General features: G+C 31.5%; 19 protein-coding genes. 3 read left to right on the top strand and 16 right to left on the bottom strand.

Annotated features, from left to right (window positions below; all coding sequences use genetic code 11):
* The first annotated feature begins 43 nt into the window (after window positions 1-43).
* A complete protein-coding gene (locus TD18_RS12130; protein ID WP_040252919.1) occupies window positions 44-1,363 on the top strand; it encodes a phenylacetate--CoA ligase family protein in 1,320 nt (439 codons plus the stop codon).
* Window positions 1,363-2,523 (top strand): glycosyltransferase family 4 protein, encoded by a 1,161-nt coding sequence (locus TD18_RS12125; RefSeq protein WP_040252917.1) that lies wholly within the window; start codon window positions 1,363-1,365, stop codon window positions 2,521-2,523. Before TD18_RS12130 ends, TD18_RS12125 begins: the two co-directional genes overlap by 1 nt.
* On the opposite strand, the gene TD18_RS12120 is transcribed toward TD18_RS12125, so the two are convergent.
* The 8 genes from TD18_RS12120 to TD18_RS12085 form a co-directional block, all read right to left on the bottom strand.
* On the bottom strand, window positions 2,520-3,878 hold the full coding sequence (locus TD18_RS12120) for an undecaprenyl-phosphate glucose phosphotransferase (RefSeq protein WP_040252915.1): 1,359 nt from the start codon (window positions 3,876-3,878) through the stop codon (window positions 2,520-2,522). The two genes, TD18_RS12125 and TD18_RS12120, sit on opposite strands and share 4 nt — an antisense overlap.
* A 1-nt stretch (window position 3,879) precedes the next feature.
* The gene (locus tag TD18_RS12115; protein WP_040252913.1) at window positions 3,880-4,869 is read right to left on the bottom strand and encodes a UDP-glucuronic acid decarboxylase family protein; all 990 of its coding nucleotides are present in this window, start codon (window positions 4,867-4,869) and stop codon (window positions 3,880-3,882) included.
* 1 nt (window position 4,870) lies between these two features.
* Complete coding sequence (locus TD18_RS12110) at window positions 4,871-6,178, bottom strand: UDP-glucose dehydrogenase family protein (RefSeq protein ID WP_040252909.1); 1,308 nt, start codon at window positions 6,176-6,178, stop codon at window positions 4,871-4,873.
* 38 nt (window positions 6,179-6,216) lie between these two features.
* Entirely contained in the window at window positions 6,217-7,467 is a 1,251-nt protein-coding gene (locus TD18_RS12105) for a hypothetical protein (protein WP_040252905.1), read from the bottom strand.
* Window positions 7,451-8,542, bottom strand: coding sequence for a DUF1972 domain-containing protein (locus TD18_RS12100; RefSeq protein ID WP_040252903.1), 1,092 nt, complete (start codon window positions 8,540-8,542; stop codon window positions 7,451-7,453). The genes TD18_RS12105 and TD18_RS12100 overlap by 17 nt, the downstream gene beginning before the upstream one ends.
* A complete protein-coding gene (locus tag TD18_RS12095; RefSeq protein WP_152611369.1) occupies window positions 8,517-9,614 on the bottom strand; it encodes a hypothetical protein in 1,098 nt (365 codons plus the stop codon). Before TD18_RS12095 ends, TD18_RS12100 begins: the two co-directional genes overlap by 26 nt.
* Before the next feature lie 208 nt (window positions 9,615-9,822).
* Window positions 9,823-10,989 (bottom strand): glycosyltransferase family 4 protein, encoded by a 1,167-nt coding sequence (locus TD18_RS12090; protein WP_040252898.1) that lies wholly within the window; start codon window positions 10,987-10,989, stop codon window positions 9,823-9,825.
* Between the two features lie 23 nt (window positions 10,990-11,012).
* A complete protein-coding gene (locus TD18_RS12085; RefSeq protein WP_052461156.1) occupies window positions 11,013-11,768 on the bottom strand; it encodes a glycosyltransferase family 2 protein in 756 nt (251 codons plus the stop codon).
* Window positions 11,769-11,933: 165 nt separating this feature from the next.
* Here TD18_RS12085 and TD18_RS12080 point away from each other — a divergent pair, with 165 nt between their 5' ends.
* Complete coding sequence (locus tag TD18_RS12080; protein WP_040252895.1) at window positions 11,934-12,860, top strand: sulfotransferase family protein; 927 nt, start codon at window positions 11,934-11,936, stop codon at window positions 12,858-12,860.
* Window positions 12,861-12,863: 3 nt separating this feature from the next.
* Here TD18_RS12080 and TD18_RS12075 read toward each other — a convergent pair whose 3' ends face one another.
* From TD18_RS12075 to TD18_RS12040, 8 genes are all read right to left on the bottom strand, one after another.
* Window positions 12,864-14,183, bottom strand: coding sequence for a flippase (locus tag TD18_RS12075; RefSeq protein ID WP_040252893.1), 1,320 nt, complete (start codon window positions 14,181-14,183; stop codon window positions 12,864-12,866).
* 89 nt (window positions 14,184-14,272) lie between these two features.
* Entirely contained in the window at window positions 14,273-14,809 is a 537-nt protein-coding gene (locus tag TD18_RS12070) for a hypothetical protein (RefSeq protein WP_040252891.1), read from the bottom strand.
* Window positions 14,810-14,819: 10 nt separating this feature from the next.
* Entirely contained in the window at window positions 14,820-16,076 is a 1,257-nt protein-coding gene (locus TD18_RS12065; RefSeq protein WP_040252888.1) for a sulfate adenylyltransferase subunit 1, read from the bottom strand.
* 17 nt (window positions 16,077-16,093) lie between these two features.
* Window positions 16,094-16,999 carry a sulfate adenylyltransferase subunit CysD gene (gene cysD, locus TD18_RS12060; protein WP_040252885.1) on the bottom strand — a complete coding sequence of 302 codons (906 nt, stop codon included), beginning with the start codon at window positions 16,997-16,999 and terminating at the stop codon, window positions 16,094-16,096.
* Window positions 16,999-17,595: an adenylyl-sulfate kinase gene (gene cysC / locus TD18_RS12055; protein WP_040252883.1), complete on the bottom strand. Its 597-nt coding sequence runs from the start codon at window positions 17,593-17,595 to the stop codon at window positions 16,999-17,001. The genes cysD and cysC overlap by 1 nt, the downstream gene beginning before the upstream one ends.
* Window positions 17,570-18,025 carry a DUF2061 domain-containing protein gene (locus TD18_RS12050; protein ID WP_040252882.1) on the bottom strand — a complete coding sequence of 152 codons (456 nt, stop codon included), beginning with the start codon at window positions 18,023-18,025 and terminating at the stop codon, window positions 17,570-17,572. The genes cysC and TD18_RS12050 overlap by 26 nt, the downstream gene beginning before the upstream one ends.
* The gene (gene cysQ / locus TD18_RS12045; protein ID WP_040252880.1) at window positions 18,025-18,831 is read right to left on the bottom strand and encodes a 3'(2'),5'-bisphosphate nucleotidase CysQ; all 807 of its coding nucleotides are present in this window, start codon (window positions 18,829-18,831) and stop codon (window positions 18,025-18,027) included. The genes TD18_RS12050 and cysQ overlap by 1 nt, the downstream gene beginning before the upstream one ends.
* Window positions 18,809-19,855 (bottom strand): GDP-L-fucose synthase family protein, encoded by a 1,047-nt coding sequence (locus TD18_RS12040; RefSeq protein ID WP_040252877.1) that lies wholly within the window; start codon window positions 19,853-19,855, stop codon window positions 18,809-18,811. Before TD18_RS12040 ends, cysQ begins: the two co-directional genes overlap by 23 nt.
* Window positions 19,856-19,861: the final 6 nt, after the last annotated feature.

Here is a 19,861-nt window from a genome sequence, read left to right as displayed (position 1 = left end):
AAAAACAATTATTTTACACAAACCTTAACTGTAGTTCACAATCTTGCGATTATTCGATTTTTCTTTAAAAATGAATGGCTTTCCGATAGATAAAGCCAAGCTTGCTTTGTCAAAAATTCAGAATACAGATAAAACCGCTTTTGAAGATTATGTCAAAGACAAAAGAAAAGCAATCGTTCAGCATCACTTACAATACACGTCTTTTTACAAAACATTAGGAACATCAATTACATTAGACGACTGGAATACGGTTCCTATAATGACCAAATCAGATTTACAGCAACCACTTGAGCAGCGATTATCACAAGGTTACACAAAAGCTAATGTCTATATCAATAAAACGTCTGGTTCGTCAGGAGATCCTTTTATTTTTGCTAAAGATAAATTCTCTCACGCCTTAACTTGGGCAGTTATTCAAGATCGATTCAGCTGGTTTGGATTAGATTTCAACAGCTCAAAACAAGCGCGTTTTTATGGCATTCCATTAGACAAAAAAGGGTATTACAAAGAACGTTTTAAAGATGTGTTGAGCAACCGTTTGCGATTTTCAGTATTTGATATGAGTGATGAGGCTTTTGAAAATCTTTTGAAGAAATTTAAAACCATTCCTTTTGATTACATCAATGGTTATACAAGTGCCATTGTACAATTTGCTAAATTTTTGAACCGTAAAAATCTTGTTTTGAAAAGCGTTTGTCCAAGTTTGAAGGCTTGTATCGTCACTTCGGAAATGCTATTCGACAATGACAAAATCTTACTTGAAAAACAGATGGGCGTTGCTATTGTAAACGAATATGGAGCCTCAGAGCTTGACTTGATTGCGTTTCAAAATAAAGACGATGAATGGCAAGTGAATAGTGAAACCTTGTTCGTTGAAATTTTAGATGAAAAGAATCAATCTTTACCAAATGGTGAAGAAGGCCGTATTGTAATTACGTCGTTATATAATAAAGCACATCCTTTTATCCGTTACGATATTGGTGATGTTGGAATACTTTCAAAAGCAAGTACATTTAAAACTCCTATTCTTGAAAAACTTGTTGGACGAACAAATGATATTGCTATTTTACCTAGTGGAAAAAAGGCTGCAGGACTAACCTTCTATTATATCACCAAGACCCTAATTGAAAATGATGGAAATGTAAAAGAGTTTGTTATTGAGCAGTTAAAGAAAGACACCTTTAAAATCATCTATTCCAGTGATGTTGAATTATCTCATGAAAAAAAGAATATTATAAAAAAAGAAATGGAACGCTATCTAGAACCTGGAATTACAATTATTTTCAATAGAGAACTAAAATTAAAGCGTTCTAAAAGCGGAAAATTAAGACAGTTCACTTCGCATATAAAACTAGATTCTTAATGAAGAATGTGCTCATCATTACCAGCTACTTTCCACCTGAAACAGGTGCAGCTTCAAACAGGATTTTTCATTTGGCTGAAGGTCTTAAAGATCATGGTTTTAAGGTTTCGGTGTTAACGCCTTTACCTAATTATCCTACAGGTGAAATTTTTAAAGCTTATAAAGGCAAATTTAAAGATACTTCAACTGAGAATGGGATTATAATTCACAGACTTTGGATTTATGCTAGTAATTCTAAAAACAAATTATTAAGATTAATGGCCATGTTATCTTATAGTTTAAGTCTCATCTGGTTTTTTATTTGGAATAAGATTCCTAAGACAGTCATTGTGCAATCGCCTCCTTTATTAGTCGCCTTTACCTGCATGCTATGTCTAAAATCTAAGAAACGACATTTGATTTTAAATGTGAGTGATTTATGGCCAATAGCTGGTTTAGAATTAGGTGCCTTCAGGAAAAATTTTAGTTATAAAATGCTTGAGCGTATTGAGCGCTTTAATTATAAAAGAGCTGATTTAGTGTTAGGTCAAAGTGAAGAAATATTGCTGCATGTTAGATCAATAGTATCTGATAAAAAGACCTTTTTGTATCGCAACTATCCAGAATTTGAAGTTCCAGAATTGAATCATAAACCTTCAAATGGAACCTTAAAAATCGTTTACGCAGGATTATTAGGTATCGCACAAGGCATTTATAAACTATGTCAGGAATTAGATTATGAACATGTTGAGTTTCATATTTATGGATCAGGAGCAGAACAGATAAACATTGAAACCTATATTTCGAATCATCCTGAACTACCGATTACTTATCATGGTCAGGTTTCAAGAAGTGAGTTACATACTGTTCTTTTAGAGTATGATATTACGATTATTCCTTTATTAAAACGAATTTATGGTTCGGTGCCTTCTAAAATTTTTGAATATGCAAAATTGGGATTACCAATGTTGTATTTTGGAGGTGGAGAAGGCGAAATGATAATAAAAAAGCATAAATTAGGTTGGGTTGCCGAAGCTGGAAATTATGAAAAACTAAATGCAGTAATTTCTTCAATAGAGAGTGAAATGCTTTCAAAATCAATGCGTCAAAACATTAGAGAAAATGGCAAAAAAGAATTTGACTTCAAAACACAGCTTGTTCAGTTGAAAGAGCTTATCTAATAAGCTTTATCTTCTCCTTTAATCGCATTAATGAAAGTTTTAAGAATAATTTTAAAGTCTAAAAGTAAGGACCAGTTTTCAATATAAAAGATATCATATTTGACACGACCAATAATATCTTTATCAGACTCTACTTCGCCTCTAAATCCGCTTATTTGTGCTAGTCCAGTAATACCTGGTTTAACAAAATGTCGTACCATAAACTTGTCTATTTTTTTTGCATACATATTGGTATGACTTACCATGTGAGGACGAGGCCCAACTACAGACATATCTCCGAAAAGCACATTAAAAAATTGAGGTAATTCATCTATACTCGTTTTACGGATAAACTTACCAATTTTAGTAATTCTATTGTCACCTCTAGTTGCTTGATACAAATGTGCATCTTTGTTAGGAGTCATAGATCTAAACTTATAACAGTCAAATTCTTTATAGTTAAATCCGTTTCTTGACTGTTTAAAAAACACAGGACCTCTAGATTCTAGCTTTATTAAAATTGCGATTAAAGGCGTTAGCCAAGAGAGTAAAAATATTATGACTAAACTAGAAAAGACAATGTCGAAAGTTCTTTTAAGAACCATATTAATTGGTTCTTCAAGAGGAATATCTCTCAATGTTAATATTGGGATGTAATCGTAATACTCGTATTTTAACTTTTTAGAATATATTTCTTTATTATCTGGTAAAAACTTTAGAATTTTTAAATTGTTATCTGCAAAGTCAGCGACCTCATTGATCTGGCTATTAGTGAGTTCGGATATTGAGCAATATATCTCATCAATAGCTTCATCTTTTATGTATTGAAAACAACTGTCTAGGTGTGCTGCTTTTTTATCTTTAAAATTAAATGTCTTCTTATGAATGTAGCCATATTCGGGATTTTTATTAAAGAAATTTTCCAGTGCAAGGGTTTTCTTATTTACACCAAAAATCACTGTTTTTCTATAGTTACCACCAAAAGAAACCCGATACTTTTGAAGTAAATAGTACAAGGCGAATTTGAAAAATATAATACCTAAAAAACTCACCAAAACATAATTAAAAACAGTAACAGGATAAATGTCTAGGTCATGATAAAATCCTGCAAAAGCAAAAACAATTAAGGTAAAAAGCACCATTTGTCTCAAGGCTAAAGAGAAAATAGTTACCTCTCTGGTATATCGATACACACCATAAAATCCAGAATAAATTGAAAGGATTATCCAGGACACTGAAACAAATAGGATAAACATTTTAGGATCTATATCCTTAAAGAAATAGAATATGGCGAGCCCATTTATAATACTTAAATCGATTAAGTATGAAATGGGTCTTAAATATCCTGAATATCGTCCTTGTTTAAATAAACTCAACTTATGTCTTTATATGTTTAGAAAAATCTCTGTGTTCACTCTTGTACAACTCCTCTTTGGTTAGTCCTTTGAAGTAGTTGAATGTTATTTCCATCCCTTCTGATCTTTCCACTTTAGGCTCCCATTGCAATAATTTTCTAGCCAAGGTAATGTCTGGTTTTCTTTGCATTGGGTCATTAACCGGTAGATCTTTGTAAATAACTTTTTGAGTTGTATTAGTCAGCTTAATAATTTCTTCAGCAAAATCTGATATAGAAATTTCATTTGGATTACCAATATTAACAGGGTATACGTAATCACTAAAAAGTAATTTAAAAATTCCTTCAACTTGATCATCTACATAGCAAAATGATCGCGTTTGCGATCCATCTCCAAAAACCGTAAGATCTTCACCTCTTAGTGCTTGTCCCATAAATGCAGGAATAACTCTTCCGTCATTGAGTCTCATACGTGGACCGTATGTATTAAATATACGAACAATTCTTGTTTCAAGACCATGAAATCTATGATATGCCATGGTAATAGATTCTTGAAATCGTTTTGCTTCATCATATACACCTCTGGGCCCAATGGTGTTCACATTTCCGAAATAATCTTCAGTTTGTGGATGCACTAAAGGATCTCCGTACACTTCAGATGTTGAAGCTATTAATATCCTTGCATTTTTTGCTTTTGCTAATCCCAAGAGATTATGAGTTCCCAAAGAACCTACCTTAAGTGTCTGGATTGGTATTTTAAGATAATCTATAGGGCTTGCAGGAGAAGCAAAATGAAGGATATAGTGCAAATCTCCCTCAATAGAAATATGCTCAGTGACATCATGTTCAATAAACTCAAAACTTGAATTATCATTTAGATGCTTGATGTTTTTAATATCTCCTGTTATGAAGTTGTCCATTCCAGTCACATGAAAGCCTTCTTTCAAGAACTTATCACACAAATGAGAACCTAAAAAACCAGCAGCTCCAGTTATGAGTACCTTTTTCTTCATCTTATATACTTTTTCGTCCTATTGAAACATAATTAAATCCCTCGTTTTCAACATCGCTGATATCATAAAGGTTGCGACCATCAAAAATCATAGGCGCATTCATACTAGCCTTTAATTTTGTGAAATTAGGTGTTCTAAATATACTCCATTCGGTACAAATAATCAATGCATCAACGCCAGTAACAGTATCGTACATATTATCTGCATATTGCAATTGATCGCCGTATTTTCTTTTTACATTGGGCATCGCTTCTGGATCAAATACATTTACTTTAGCACCATGTTTTAATAATTCATCGATCATATATAAGGCAGGAGCTTCTCTAATGTCATCTGTTTCAGGTTTGAATGCTAATCCCCAAATTGCAAAAGTTTTCCCTTCTATTTCATTATTATATTTAGATAATATTTTAGGAATTAGAATTGTTTTTTGCTTACTATTAACTTTAATAACTGAACTTAAAATCTCGAAATCGTGATGATGTTCTTGTCCTGATTTATGTAAAGCTTTCACATCTTTTGGAAAACATGATCCACCGTATCCTATTCCAGGAAACAAGAAACGTTTTCCTATTCTGGAATCTGTTCCCATACCAATTCTTACCATGTCAACATCTGCTCCAACTTTTTCGCAAAAATTAGCAATTTCATTCATGAAAGTAATCTTTGCTGCCAGAAAGGAATTGGCGGCATATTTGGTTAATTCTGCTGAACGTTCATCCATTATTAAAATTGGATTTCCAGATCTCACAAAAGGTTTATATAGTTTCTTCATGAGATTTGTTGCTCGTTCCGAACTTGACCCAATAACAATTCGTTCTGGTTTTAGAAAGTCGTCTACTGCAAATCCTTCACGTAAAAATTCGGGATTGGAGACCACGTCAAATTCCACATCCGTTTCATTAGCTATTGTCGCTTTTACTTTGTCTGAGGTTCCAACAGGAACAGTACTTTTATCAACGATTACTTTATATTCATTTAACTGATTGCCTATTTCTTTGGCTACGCCTAAAACAAAAGACAAATCTGCAGACCCATCGCCTCCTTCAGGTGTTGGTAATGCTAAAAATATAATTTCACCATGCTCTAAGCCTTCTGCTAAAGAGGTTGAAAATTTGAGTCTGTTAGCCTCTATATTTCTCTCGAATAATACGTCTAAATGTGGCTCATAGATAGGAACTTTCCCATCTTGCATTTGTTTTACTTTTTTAGCATCTATGTCAATACACAAGACTTCATTACCTGTTTCTGCCAAACAAGTTCCTGTTACTAATCCAACGTATCCTGTTCCTATTACTGATATTTTCATTTTTTATCTAAATTGTTGAGCAAAAGTATAAAATAATACTAGTTAATTGTATTTGGTTTATTTAAAACAGTAAATTCAGTTCTACTGAACATACAATGTACTATTATAAATAGAAATAAGCCTCGTTGAACCCATAAGAAAGATTCGGTTAAAAACGTCATAGTCATAAGTAAATAAAATGCAAAATATATGAAATATTTAGTGTTAATAGCTTTAATCATTCCAAGAACTAAAATTAATAGTAAAATCGACAATCCAAATATGCCTAATTCAGATAATATTTGAGCATACATGTTATGATAATTATAACCATGATATCCATAATAGGTGTTGAACGCTATGTGTCGTTCTCTTAGGTTTTCTCTAGATGCAAACAAACCAAATCCTTTCCAGAAAATATCATCTTCTTCAAGTTGTCCTTTTAAATTTCTTAATTGTAAAATTCTAATGGATGTTCCTGTCCAAGGATACACTTTATTAAATTTTTCTTTATTAAACACCTCCTCAAAACTAGTAGTTGATTCTACTAAAAACCTTTCAATCACTTGTTTTGATGCAATGGTAGCAATACCAATCGATAACACAATTAAAGCAATAGTTTTGGGGCTTTTTAAAGTTTGTATTCCTTTATAAAAGAGAATATAAATCAAATTGCATAAGATAAATGAGATAATTATCATCTTAGAGGAGAGTAAAAAAATTAGTATCCCTAAAAAAGCCAGGCTCAAAAAGTCTCGTTGCTTTTTCTTTTTCTTAGTTAATAGAAAGAGAAAGCTCAGGGAGTAAAACACAGACACATATATGGCGTTTAGGTCTAAAATTTCAACTAGATTATGATAGGTAAAAACAGATAGCTGACCTGTTTTTAAGTACTTTAAAAGAGCAACAATAATAAAAAAAACACCTAATAAGACATTAGAAATTGAAAACCAATTAAAAATTAAACGAACTGATCTAATAGAAAATTTTGGAATGCAACTAAACGCTAAAGGAACGACTACAAGGGCAACTAACCTGCCTATTCCTTTTAACGTAATTTGTTGATCTACAGACCAAAAATAGGACACACAGCATAAAATATAAAGTGTAATAGGTAACAGAATCATAATTTCAAACCTAAACTTTACTTTATTAATAATGGCATGTCTAAAAGCAAAGAACACAAATATTCCAAGTGATATACTACTTGGTGCATAGCCAATTAGTAAAGTAGATAATACTAAGACAATTAAATACGATAAAAAGTCTCTATGGTTAATCGTGTGTGTTATTTTATCTCTTACACTCATAAAAGAAGTCTAAATACTTTTTATTAATAATATTCCAACTAAATTTTTTATCAATTTGATTGTAACAATTTTCGATTTTTATACTATGCTCCTTTTTATGTGTTTCTTCTAAATGAAATTTTACGTCTTCAGGACTTTCAAAATAAAAGGCATTATCCTGTAATATTGATTTATTAAATTCATTATTATTAGCAACTATTAAAGCTTTTGAAGACATCGCTTCTAATAATGAAGGATTGGTTCCGCCGACAGAATGACCATGAAAATACAAATTAGAAAAATACCTCAAGTTATTAAGGTGCTCTAAGTTATAGATCCCACCAATAAACTTAATGTTCGTCGTGTCTTTAAATTTTTTCTTTAAGTATGCTCCAAATGAATTAACATCGTGTTTCCCTACCACTAAAAACGTTGACTTTTCCTTTGCTAATGCGACACCGTCTAAAATAGTTTCAATGTTGTTTTCTGGCTCTAAACGAGCAATTAGCATGTTATATTTATAAGGTTCAAGATGATATTCCTTAATTAAATCAATATTTGGAGTATTGAAAAGTTCTGCACCATAAGCTATATATTCTGAATCTACACCATACTCTTTTTTCAGATAATTTTGAATACCAATGGAGTCTGAAATTAAATAATCACTTGATTTCACACCCAACTTTTCAGCATATTTTAAAAACCTTTGTACTTTCTTAGAATATTTTGAACGTTTCCATTCAAGACCATCCATATTCGTTATAATAGTAGCATTTTTTGGTAAAAATTTATGCCAAATTGTACTACTGGTATATCCTAATTGCAATAAAATATCAAAATTTTGCTTTCTCGCATCTAGAATACAATTCAAATCATAAATGAATTGTCCAGCAGTTCCTACTCTGTCTTCTGGGTCTTTACAGTGAATAATATTAACTCCTTTAAACACCTTATTTTGATAAGGGTGTTTACTGGAATTATACACATAAACCTCGTGATTGTTTTGTGTTAGATAAACCGAAAAGAATTCAGCAAATTGCTCAAAACCTCCATGATAATTGGGTATACCTCTAGTTCCTAATATGCCTATCTTCATTCGTTTGATGCTGGTTAGAATAATAGAATTGTAATGCGAATAAACCTCCAAGAATAAACACTATAATGTCACTTGAATTGTAAATTCCTGTAATAATTAATGATGTTAGCATAAAAAACAATGCAATACCAGAAATAAAATTATTTATGACACTTACATGGTAATTTCCTTGTTTATAGGATTGCATGTAGGTAATTAATAAAAATACCAAATAAATTATAAGTCCGATAATTCCAGACTTAAATATTACATAAACATAACCATTATGGATGATAGGAATGTATTGAAATTTTTTACCGTCTAAAGGTGCCTCAAAACCCAAATCAACTTGTGCTCCGAGTCCTTTTCCAAAAAGCCAGCCTAGTTTATATTTTGTGTCACTTATTCCTTCAATGGCCTTTAAGGCTTCGTATGCTCTCCAATGATCCCAAAGACTCCTGTGGTTTTTGGTGTTAATATCAATATCTGGAGAAAAAATCTCAGAAGGTGCCATTTTAATTTTGTAGAAAAATCCTTCAACTCCCTTACTTTCTCTTTTCAAATCCGCAAATTGAAGCGATGTAAATAAAGCAATGGTTAATAAATTGAATATTGTAATGTAAATTAAACCACGACTAGAAATTTTGGCGTAACCATTTAAAGCAATGATGACAATAAAAAATGAGATAACCATTGTTCTCGAAAAGTAAAAAACAAAAGACACCAGAAGGATGAATTTAAATATATTTATTCGTTTTAATATTGCTTCAGAATAGAAAACTCTTGTTGATTTTACAAAAAGTAAGACTAAGGCAAAAAGTTCTATAAAATTATCTCGACCAAGATCTCCTCTAATTCTGTTTACTGAAAACGGATGATTTATGGTAAATATTAGTAATTCTACTAAATGAATCGTAGCAGATATTACTGCCGTATAAATTAAGGCTCTAAAGATAAAATTCTTGTCCGTAATTCTAGAAATCAATAAAAACCCTAAAACAATAAATAAAATGGGTTTAAGAAAAAAACTAAAGTCTTTAATGACGTCGTAAAGTTTCGCATCATAAAACAGGCCAGAGGCAAAAGAAATCAACAGGATTAAAAGAAGAGGAGTTATTACATTTATTAATGTCGTTGAATATTTATTTGACGTAAATGATGAAATAAAAAAGAATATTAAAAACCCTGCAAGTAGATTTAATTCAATAGATTTAATAAATAAACTAAGAAAAAGCAATATATAAAATGAAGCCTTAAATAGTTTTTGGGTTTTAATTTTCATCCGTTAGAATCTATTGTTTTCAAATACCTGAGTATAATTTAGTAAATTCTTCCATATAGCCATAAAGCGAAAACTTTTCCTTGGCTCTTTTTTCTCCCTCTTGCCCAAACTCAATGCACTTTGCTTTGTCAGTAATTAATACTTCTAAAAACGCCATTAGCTCATTCATGTTGCCTGGTTCAAAAAGAAACCCTGTTTTATTATGTCTTACAATTTCTCTAATTCCACCATGATTAGAAGCTATAACAGCTTTGCTTGATAACATCGCTTCAAGTGCAACGAGTCCAAAAGATTCTGGCTCAGTAGAGGGAACTACAACAATATCCATGCTGTCATAAATTCTCCAAATATTGGTTTGAAACGGTAATATTATACATTTACTTTTTAAGTTTTTTTCAGCTATTAGATTTTGTAAATCATCAACAATAAAATCTTGACCAGGAGGAGCAGATCCAACAAAAACTAGCTTAATATTATCATACTTAGTTAATAGATTCTCAAAAGAGTTCAGCAATAAATTATGACCTTTTCGCTTATTTATTCTTCCAACTAATCCAATAATAATATCATTCTCATTAGCCTTAAAGCGTTCTTTTTTAATACTCATTTTAACATGTAACGGTGTGATTTGCTGATCTCTATCTAATCCATTTAAAATTGTGTTTGATTTTTTTATGAGTTTTTTATTCTCATTATTATAAAAACTCTTTGTGGCTTCAGAATTATAAACAACCTTGTTTGAAAAATAATGCATCAACACAGGGTAAGCCAACTTCACAGGCTTTGGTTTTTCAATAATTTCATGAATATGCCAAATATGCTTAATATTATAAGTTTTAGAGTAAAAAGCTCCAACTAATACCGCAACAGTATTAGAATGTATAATATCTATTTTAACGTTTTTAAGAGATTTTCTTAATTTCCAAACCGATGATACAATTGTAAAAGGCAGTAAAAGTATATTTTTAAAATTAAACATACTACGAGATACTTTTACTATTGGTGTTGTTAAGACTTTAATAGCGTTTTCTTCTAATAATTTTTTCAGTGGACCATCATGAGGAAGAACTACTATAGCATTAAATTGAGGGTTTTCATTAATGCATTTTGCTAAATAGAATAATGTTTTATCCGAACCGTATAATTCTGAAGACTGGTGTATAAATAGAATTGTTTTTTTACTCATGTTTTGCTTGCCTCATAAAGAGATTAATACAGAATCTTTTTAATCATATAGATTAAGTATTCTTTTAAGAAATCTACATAACACAAAAGGATATGTACTCTACCTGTTTCGTGCTTTGCTCTTATTGATTCACTAAACACCTTAAATATTTGATTATTACTTATACCTCCATAACCCATCATAACTGTTACCAAATCTAGCTTTGCTGTTCTTAATGTTTTTCTGGCTCTTAACAGTAATTCATAATCTCCTGCAATTTTATAATCTGTATTAAATTTTCCATATTTTTCAAAATACTTCATATTATGAAATGAGCCAACATGAGCAATATTCATTTTCCTTCTAAAAACTTTCCAAGACCATTTCCCGTTAATTTTTCTTAATACATCGCCATTGTCATTAATAATATTAACATTAGAATATACTAAATCAATCTCTTTTTCCTGTTGAGATATAAACTCACTATAAGACTTTAGAGCATTGTCAACATAGATATCGTCAGAGCCTAAAAATGAAATCCATTCGCCTGTTGATAATTGTAAGCCCTTGTTCCAAGCGTCATAAATGCCATTATCTTTTTCTGAAATCCATTTGAAAGTGATCCCTTTGGATTTAAACACTTCTTCAAAACTTTTAATAATATCAATTGTTTGATCTGTTGAAGCTCCATCTACAACAATATACTCAATATTAACTTGGGTTTGTTTCAAGATTGAGTTAATTGTTGCAGCAAGTGTTTTCTCACTATTAAATGTTGCTGTTATTATAGAGAGTTTCATTGATATTCCATTTCTAAACAATAGCAATTTATACCAATTACTATTGCGCCAAAGATATTAATTTGATTACTATTATTCTGATATTTGCATTATAAATAAATATCTTTACAGTCTGAAACAAAGCGTTATTTCATTAATGTTTTGTTGGGTTAAATTACGCTTTACATGAAAAAACCAAATATTAATTTATTTATTGTTGGTGCTGCCAAATCTGGAACGACATCTTTATATAATTATTTAAATCAGCATCCAGAGGTGTTTTTCCCAAAAGTAAAAGAACCTAATTATTATTCAAATATTGAATCTGAAGATCCTTTGGTTTACAATAAGCCAAAAGAAGGCGTGTTTTACCATAATAAAATTATAAATGATCAAGCAGTCTATTTTTCACTTTACAATACATCAAATAAATTTAAAATAGTAGGTGATTCTAGTCCATCCTACCTGTGGGATATAGAGGCTTCTAAGCGAATATATTCAGATTTTCCCAATGCAAAAATTCTTATCATATTGAGGAATCCAGTCATGAGGACTTTTTCTCATTATTTGATGAATTTAAAAAGCGGCACTGAAACCGAAACCGATTTTTTTAAAGCTGTTAAAAGAGATGAAACCACCCAACCAAAGGTATGGGGAAATGGTAAAGTTTTTCTTTACAAAGAATTAGGTATGTATCACAACCAAGTTAAAACCTATTTTGACACATTTAAAAAAGAACATATAAAAGTTATTATTTATGAGGAGTTTTTTAATGATTTGGAACAAGGCTTACTCGACGTTTTTAAATTTTTGGAAATTGACTCATGTCAAAACATTAATATTGATGAGATACACAATAAGTATAGTGCTCCTAAAAATGGTTTATCTAAATATGTTTTACAATATAAAACCAAGTTAGGTTTTATTAGAAATATTGCGCCTCACAAACTCAAAGCATTTTTTAATAAAAACGTTTTTTACAAAGAAGGTGAAAGACCTGAAATACGGGACGACGCTAAATTATATCTAAACAATGTTTTTAAGGATGACATTAAAAAATTAGAAGTTCTCTTAAATAAAAAATTAGATAGCTGGAAGTCGCAAGATTATTAAAAGTTATTTTGTAAAAGGATTATAAAAAGTCCAAAATCCTAATTTTGCTTTAATGATAAGCACCAAAGCTATATTCCAAAAAATCATAGATAAACTACTTGCAATGGCCGCTCCATCATAACTGTATTTAGGTATTAACAAATAATTTAATAGCAAATTGATTACAAAGGCTATTATAAGGATGTTTTGAAATACTTTTTGTTGATCAGTCATCTGCATTATATACCCTACAGATCCCGAGATAGCATTTACAAATCTTGAAATGCACAAATATATCAATGCCAAGTAACCCAATCTAAATTCATCACCAAAAAATCCGAGTATGGGTTTTGAAAAAATAATTAGAACTAAAAGAATTGGTAAAGATGTTAAGAAAATCATTTTGGTAGATTTTTTTACAATTTCTTCTAATCCTAACATATTCTTACTCGTATAGAACTCAACAAATTTAGGTGTTGCAATGGCGTTTACTGCCATTAGAGTAATACTAGACAAAGCAGCCAGTTTTAATGTAGAATTATAGATACCAATATCTGTTGCGGTTTTGTAATAAGACAACATAAAAATATCTGACCAACCCATGAGTAATGCAAATGAACTCGACATCATCATTGGGAAAGATACTTTACAAATTTTAGTATATGAGTAGTCTGTTTTTTTCTCACTTTTTGTCGAATTCTTATTAAGTGATTTAAAAGTTTTGAACAAAAACAAAAAAGAAATTAATAGAACAACAACAACAGAAATTACATATAAGTTAAACGTTTTAAGATCAATTTCTAAGGATTTATAAATAAGTAAAAAAATAAAAAATACCACATTGATTAATGTCGTTTGAAACAACATAAAAAGCGTTGTTTTTTTTAAAGCTTGAAATACTGCACTAATTATGGTTAGCAAAGCCATAGGAATAACGGCTATATTTATTATTTTAAAATAATAAACCATCTCTTGCTGCTTTATAACTTTAGTGGCTAATAGTTCTGAAAACAAGGTGACTATAACAATAACAGTTAAAGATAAAGCTATTGAAATCATTATAGATTTAAACAAAACCCCATAAATATTGGATTGTTTATTCTCATTATTCAGTTCTGCAATAATTCTCACCAAAGAGCTATCAAAACCAAATCTGGGCAGCAAAAGTGCGACACTTAAAACAGTTAAGCATAGCGAATAGATTCCCCATTCTTCAGCGCCATAATATTTGGTTATAAAGAGCATTATAACGTAACCAAAAAGCATGCCTACAACTTTTAAGACAAGCGAAATAGAGCTGCCTTTAATTAACTCTATAAAGTTTTCGTCTCTAGCTTTTGCCATTATTGGTTATTTGAGTATTACTAATCTTTTGGCAAATTACATGTTATAGCAATTTTAAAAAGAAGTAACACATTACTGTTTATTGTAAACTAAAACTCTAAGAGCATTTTTTGAAGAAGTACATCTCTTGAGCTAAATCTTGGTAGATATTCTCCATCGATTTCCTTAGTTGTAGCCTTAAAATTGTTGACATCATAATCAACAAATTTATTAGGCATAAAATATTGGTAAAACAAGCTATCTTGAATAACTATAGATTTTTTACCATAAAATAGTGATGTGGTTTTAACAGTAATTGTTTGTTGTTTTTCATCATTTACAAATCTTAAAAACAACTTATCGGGAATAATTTCATCTCTTATTGTAAATGATATTACTTGAGGCTCTGCAGAACCCTTGACCTCAGTGGATTTTGAATTTTTTAAAGTAATTTGTTCTTGTCCTTCTTCCAGATAAAATAATGTGAATGTCCCGCTATTTTCAATTATAGCCTCTAGCATAAATGATAAGGCTTCTTTGCTTTTGACCAGTTGTTTTTCCTGAGTGCTTTTAATTTCTACTTGTTTCTCCTCTTTACAAGCAAAAACAGATGCTACTAAAAAGAAAACTAATAAATAATTTCTCATAATTAAATTATTAATATTTAATCATTCCTGCTGCAACAGTCTCATTTGTTGCGTCATCAATTAAAATAATACTTCCTGTGGTCTTATTATCTCTATAAGAATCAATCATCAAGGGTTTCGTAGTTCTTATTTTAACTTTTGCAATATCGTTCATTCTTAGATCTTTGTTTTCAGTATTTCGATCTAAAGTTTCAATATTTATCTTATAAACCACCTCTTTAATCATGGCCTTTTGCTCATTAGAGGTGTGCCTAATACTATATTTTGCTCTTGGTTTTGCGCTATCATTATGCAACCAGCATAACATAACTTCAATATCTTGAAGAGCTTCTGGTTTATTGTTAGACCTTACAATCATATCGCCTCTACTGATATCAATATCGTCTTCTAAAGTTATCGAAACCGACATTGGTGCGTAAGCTTCATTTAATGATTTATCTAAAGTATCTATACTTTTTATTACAGATGTAAATCCTGATGGCATTACAGTAACCTCATCACCAACTCTTAGAATGCCACTTGCAACTCTTCCTGCGTAACCTCTGTAATCTCTATGTGTATCATTCTGTGGTCTTAAGACTGTTTGAACAGGGAAACGTGCATCAACTTTATTAATATCACTACTAATGTGCATGGTTTCTAAGGTATGTAATAAAGGAGCTCCTTGGTACCAATCCATATTTTCAGAGCGATTCACAACATTATCACCTAATAAAGCACTGATAGGAATAAAACGTACATCTCTTACGAGCATTTTAGAAGAAAATTCTTCAAACTGATTAATGACTTTGTTGTAAGCTTCTTCAGAAAAATCAACCAAATCCATTTTATTTACACAAACGATAACATGTGGTATTTGTAATAATGAAGCAATAAATGAATGTCGTCTAGTTTGTTCAATAACACCATGGCGTGCATCAACTAAAATAATAGCGGCATTAGCTGTTGATGCTCCTGTTACCATATTTCTGGTGTATTGAATATGTCCAGGCGTATCAGCAATGATAAATTTACGTTTTGGTGTTGTAAAGTATCTGTAAGCTACATCAATGGTAATTCCTTGCTCTCTTTCGTCTCTCAGACCATCTGTAAATAAAGCCAAGTCAACGCCTTCATGACCTTTCTTTTTACTTGTATTTTCAATAGCCTCTAATTGATCTTCAAATATAGATTTTGAATCGTATAGCAAACGACCTATTAAGGTACTTTTTCCATCATCTACACTTCCCGCTGTAGTAAAACGTAATAATTGATTGTTATCTAACATTGGTATAAGTTTAATCTTTAAAAATAACCTTGACGCTTTCGATCTTCCATGGCAGACTCAGAGCGCTTGTCATCACTTCGGTTTCCCCTTTCAGTCTGACGCATTCCAGAAACTTCCTCTGCAATTTTCTCTAAAGTATCTGCATCAGATTCAATTCCTCCTGTAATGGTTATATCACCAAGTGTTCTAAAGCGTATTTTTTTAGTGACGATTTCTTCGTGGTCTTCAAGAACTAAGAACTCAGAATTTGGTATCCAAGAGTCTTGTCTCCAAACCACTTCACGTTCATGAGCGAAGTATAAGGATGGAATGGCTATATTTTCACGTTTGATGTAATTCCATACATCCATTTCTGTCCAGTTACTTATTGGAAATGCTCTAAAGTGTTCGCCTTCAAAATGTCTTCCGTTAAATATATTCCAGAGTTCAGGTCTTTGGTTTTTAGGGTCCCATTGTCCAAAATCATCTCTGTGTGAAAAGAAACGCTCTTTAGCTCTTGCTTTTTCTTCATCACGACGACCTCCTCCAATTGCGCAATCTATTTTATTAGATTCAATAGCATCAAGTAGAGTTGTAATTTGAAGTGCATTTCTGGTTGCGTTTTTCCCTCTTTCTTCAGCAACACGTCCTTCATCAATAGACTCTTGAACAGAACCTACAATAAGTTCAACTCCTAGATCTTTTATAATATCGTCTCTAAACTGAATGGTTTCAGGGAAATTATGACCTGTATCTACGTGCATTAAAGGAAACGGAATTTTAGCAGGATAAAATGCTTTTTTTGCTAAATGTGTTACAAGAATTGAATCTTTTCCTCCTGAAAACAGAATTACAGGGTTATCAAATTGAGCCCAAACTTCACGTAATATGAAAATAGCTTCGCTCTCTAATTCGTCTAAATAATTTAAATAATATTTACTCATTATTGCCTTGACAATTTTGGTGTTATATAATCTACTATTCGTTTTGCAGCGTCTTCAATCGATTCCGTTTCTGTGTTTATCTCAATATCTGGATTTTCAGGTGCTTCATAAGGTGCAGATATTCCAGTCATGTTCTTTATCTCACCTGCTCTTGCTTTCTTATAAAGTCCTTTTACATCTCTACGCTCACATTCTTCAACACTTGCATTGATATAAACTTCGACAAAGTTAACATCTTTAACGATAGTTCTAATATTCTCTCTGTCTTTTTTATATGGCGAAACAAATGCGGCTAAAACCACCAGACCAGCTTCTACCATTAAATTTGAAACTTCAGCAATACGTCTTATGTTTTCTGTTCTGTCTTCTGGCGAAAATGATAAGTCGTTATTTATGCCTTTTCTAATATTGTCACCATCAAGCGTATAGGTGTTTATTCCTTTTTCAAATAATTTCTGTTCAACAACATTGGCAATAGTTGATTTACCAGAACCTGATAATCCTGTAAACCACAATAAAAAAGCGTTGTGTTTGTTAGCTTCTAATCTATCTTCTTTAGAAATTTTATAGCTATGAGGTATGATGTGTTTTGCCATTACTTAATTTTTTTCTATCCGATAGTCCGTAATTTACTTTATACCAAGCTCTCTCGTGCAGATAATATAATAACATTTTCGTTACGACTTCAGCAAATCCAATTTTTAAACCAGTTAACGGGTTTCCAGAAATTGCCCAGGCCAGAATCATAGTGTCAATAGTTCCTATAAGCCTCCATGTAAATGTTTTGGCTAAGTGGCGTTTTCTGCTCTCAAGCAATTCTCCGTCTTTTGATAAATTAATTTTGAACCATGCTCTTTCATGTAAATAGTAGAGCAGCATTTTTGTTATAACTTCTGCTAATCCAATTTTCAATCCGGTTACAGGGTTTCCTGAAATGATCCATGAGAGGATTATGGTATCTATAGTCCCAACTATTCTCCATGTAATCGTTTTTGCGATATGCCTCTTATGGGATTGATCTTTCATTATTTACTTACAATAAACCAAGGGTTGAGTAGGTTTTCTTTATTGTATAAAAGTGGTTTTTTAGTCGCTTCGGAAATGACCTCAACTCCAACAGCATTACAAATAGCCTGACCAGCTGCAGTATCCCATTCCATAGTTGGTGCAAATCTCGGATAAATATCTGCATTACCTTCAGCAACAAGACAAAACTTTAATGAACTTCCTTTAGAAACGATTTCAACTTCATTTCCAGAGGCCTTTAAGCCTTCGACAAAATCTAATGTTTCCTGACTCATATGCGACCTACTTCCTACAACTTGTATTGTATTAGTTCTGTCTTTTACAAGCAATTTTTTTGCATTACTTAATACGTCTTCAATTGCTGTGTCATGAGAATTTAATTCTGTTTTATAGGCTTGCTGATTTAAAACATCAGCGAAGTATAGTGTTTTAGAAGCTGGAACGTAAATAACTCCTAATTCTGGTTTTCCATCTTGTACCAATGCGATATTGACGGTAAATTCGCCATTTCGCTTGATAAATTCTTTTGTACCATCCACAGGATCTACAATCCAACAGCTTTTCCATTCCTTTCTAATAGAATAATCTAATTGTTTATTCTCTTCACTAATAATTGGAATTGGTGTCGGCTTCAGAAATGAATTAATAATATCATTTGCTTTTTTATCTGCTTCGGTTAAAGGTGATTTATCATCTTTAATTTCCACATCAAAAGCAGTGTCGTAAACCTGCATAATCACCTCTCCAGCTTTTAAAGAGGCTTCTATAGCTGTTTTTAAATTTTTATTTAGTTCTATACCACGCATACATATTCTTTATTCCATCTTCCAATGACATTTTATGTTTCCATCCTAAGGCATTCAATTTTGATACATCTGTCAACTTTCTGAGTGTCCCATCAGGTTTCTCTGTATTGTAAACCAGATCACCTTTAAATCCTATAATGTTTTTTATCGTTTCAGCTAACTCAGCAATAGAGATATCTTCTCCAGTTCCAATATTGATGTGTGTGTTACGGATTTCTTTTTGACCTTCAGAATATGTATCCTTAAAATCTCTGTTTTCCATAATAAAAACACAAGCATCAGCCATGTCTTTAGACCATAAAAACTCTCGTCTTGGCTTACCTGTTCCCCAAATTTCAACTTGATTTTTAGAAACTCCAAAAGACGATAAATAGTTTTTTGCTTCTTCTATAGATGAAAAACCAGTGTCTGTTAACACCTCGTCATCATTGTTCTCGTTTAATAATTTAGCCAGATGTATTTTTCTGATTAATGCAGGAAGCACATGAGATTTTTCTAAATCAAAATTATCATTAGGTCCATACAAATTTGTAGGCATTACTGATATGAAGTTTGTATTGTATTGCAAATTGTAACTTTCACACATCTTAATACCAGCAATTTTCGCTATGGCATAAGGCTCATTGGTGTATTCTAAAGTATCCGTAAGCAGTTCGCTCTCTTTCATGGGTTGCGTTGCATTTTTTGGATATATACAAGTGCTTCCTAAAAACAATAGCTTTTTTACATGGTTCACATAACTTTGATGAATCACATTGTTTTGAATCATCATATTATCGTAGATAAACTCTCCTCTGTAAACATTATTAGCTACAATTCCTCCAACTTTTGCAGCTGCTAAAAACACATATTCTGGTTTTTCAGTTTCAAAAAAAGTAGCAACTTCAAGTTGATTTGTAAGATCTAATTCTTTGTGAGTTCTTGTGACTATGTTTTGGTATCCTTTATTTTTTAGGTTCTCCAATAATGCGCTTCCAACCAAGCCTCTGTGTCCTGCAACGTAAATTTTAGATTCCTTTCGCATAAGATA

It is taken from the genome of Psychroserpens mesophilus, assembly GCF_000826645.1.
Taxonomy (GTDB): Bacteria; Bacteroidota; Bacteroidia; order Flavobacteriales; family Flavobacteriaceae; genus Psychroserpens; species Psychroserpens mesophilus.
Note: the sequence above shows the minus strand (reverse complement) of the source record. Positions and strands in the feature narration are given on the sequence as shown.

Coding starts and splice junctions, on each gene's coding strand:
- TD18_RS12125 (WP_040252917.1), top strand. CDS start 1,363: ATGAAGAATGTGCTCATCATTACCAGCTACTTTCCACCTGAAACAGGT.
- TD18_RS12115 (WP_040252913.1), bottom strand. CDS start 4,869: ATGAAGAAAAAGGTACTCATAACTGGAGCTGCTGGTTTTTTAGGTTCT.
- TD18_RS12110 (WP_040252909.1), bottom strand. CDS start 6,178: ATGAAAATATCAGTAATAGGAACAGGATACGTTGGATTAGTAACAGGA.
- TD18_RS12105 (WP_040252905.1), bottom strand. CDS start 7,467: ATGAGTGTAAGAGATAAAATAACACACACGATTAACCATAGAGACTTT.
- TD18_RS12100 (WP_040252903.1), bottom strand. CDS start 8,542: ATGAAGATAGGCATATTAGGAACTAGAGGTATACCCAATTATCATGGA.
- TD18_RS12090 (WP_040252898.1), bottom strand. CDS start 10,989: ATGAGTAAAAAAACAATTCTATTTATACACCAGTCTTCAGAATTATAC.
- TD18_RS12085 (WP_052461156.1), bottom strand. CDS start 11,768: ATGAAACTCTCTATAATAACAGCAACATTTAATAGTGAGAAAACACTT.
- TD18_RS12080 (WP_040252895.1), top strand. CDS start 11,934: ATGAAAAAACCAAATATTAATTTATTTATTGTTGGTGCTGCCAAATCT.
- TD18_RS12075 (WP_040252893.1), bottom strand. CDS start 14,183: ATGGCAAAAGCTAGAGACGAAAACTTTATAGAGTTAATTAAAGGCAGC.
- TD18_RS12070 (WP_040252891.1), bottom strand. CDS start 14,809: ATGAGAAATTATTTATTAGTTTTCTTTTTAGTAGCATCTGTTTTTGCT.
- TD18_RS12065 (WP_040252888.1), bottom strand. CDS start 16,076: ATGTTAGATAACAATCAATTATTACGTTTTACTACAGCGGGAAGTGTA.
- cysD (WP_040252885.1), bottom strand. CDS start 16,999: ATGAGTAAATATTATTTAAATTATTTAGACGAATTAGAGAGCGAAGCT.
- cysC (WP_040252883.1), bottom strand. CDS start 17,595: ATGGCAAAACACATCATACCTCATAGCTATAAAATTTCTAAAGAAGAT.
- TD18_RS12050 (WP_040252882.1), bottom strand. CDS start 18,025: ATGAAAGATCAATCCCATAAGAGGCATATCGCAAAAACGATTACATGG.
- cysQ (WP_040252880.1), bottom strand. CDS start 18,831: ATGCGTGGTATAGAACTAAATAAAAATTTAAAAACAGCTATAGAAGCC.
- TD18_RS12040 (WP_040252877.1), bottom strand. CDS start 19,855: ATGCGAAAGGAATCTAAAATTTACGTTGCAGGACACAGAGGCTTGGTT.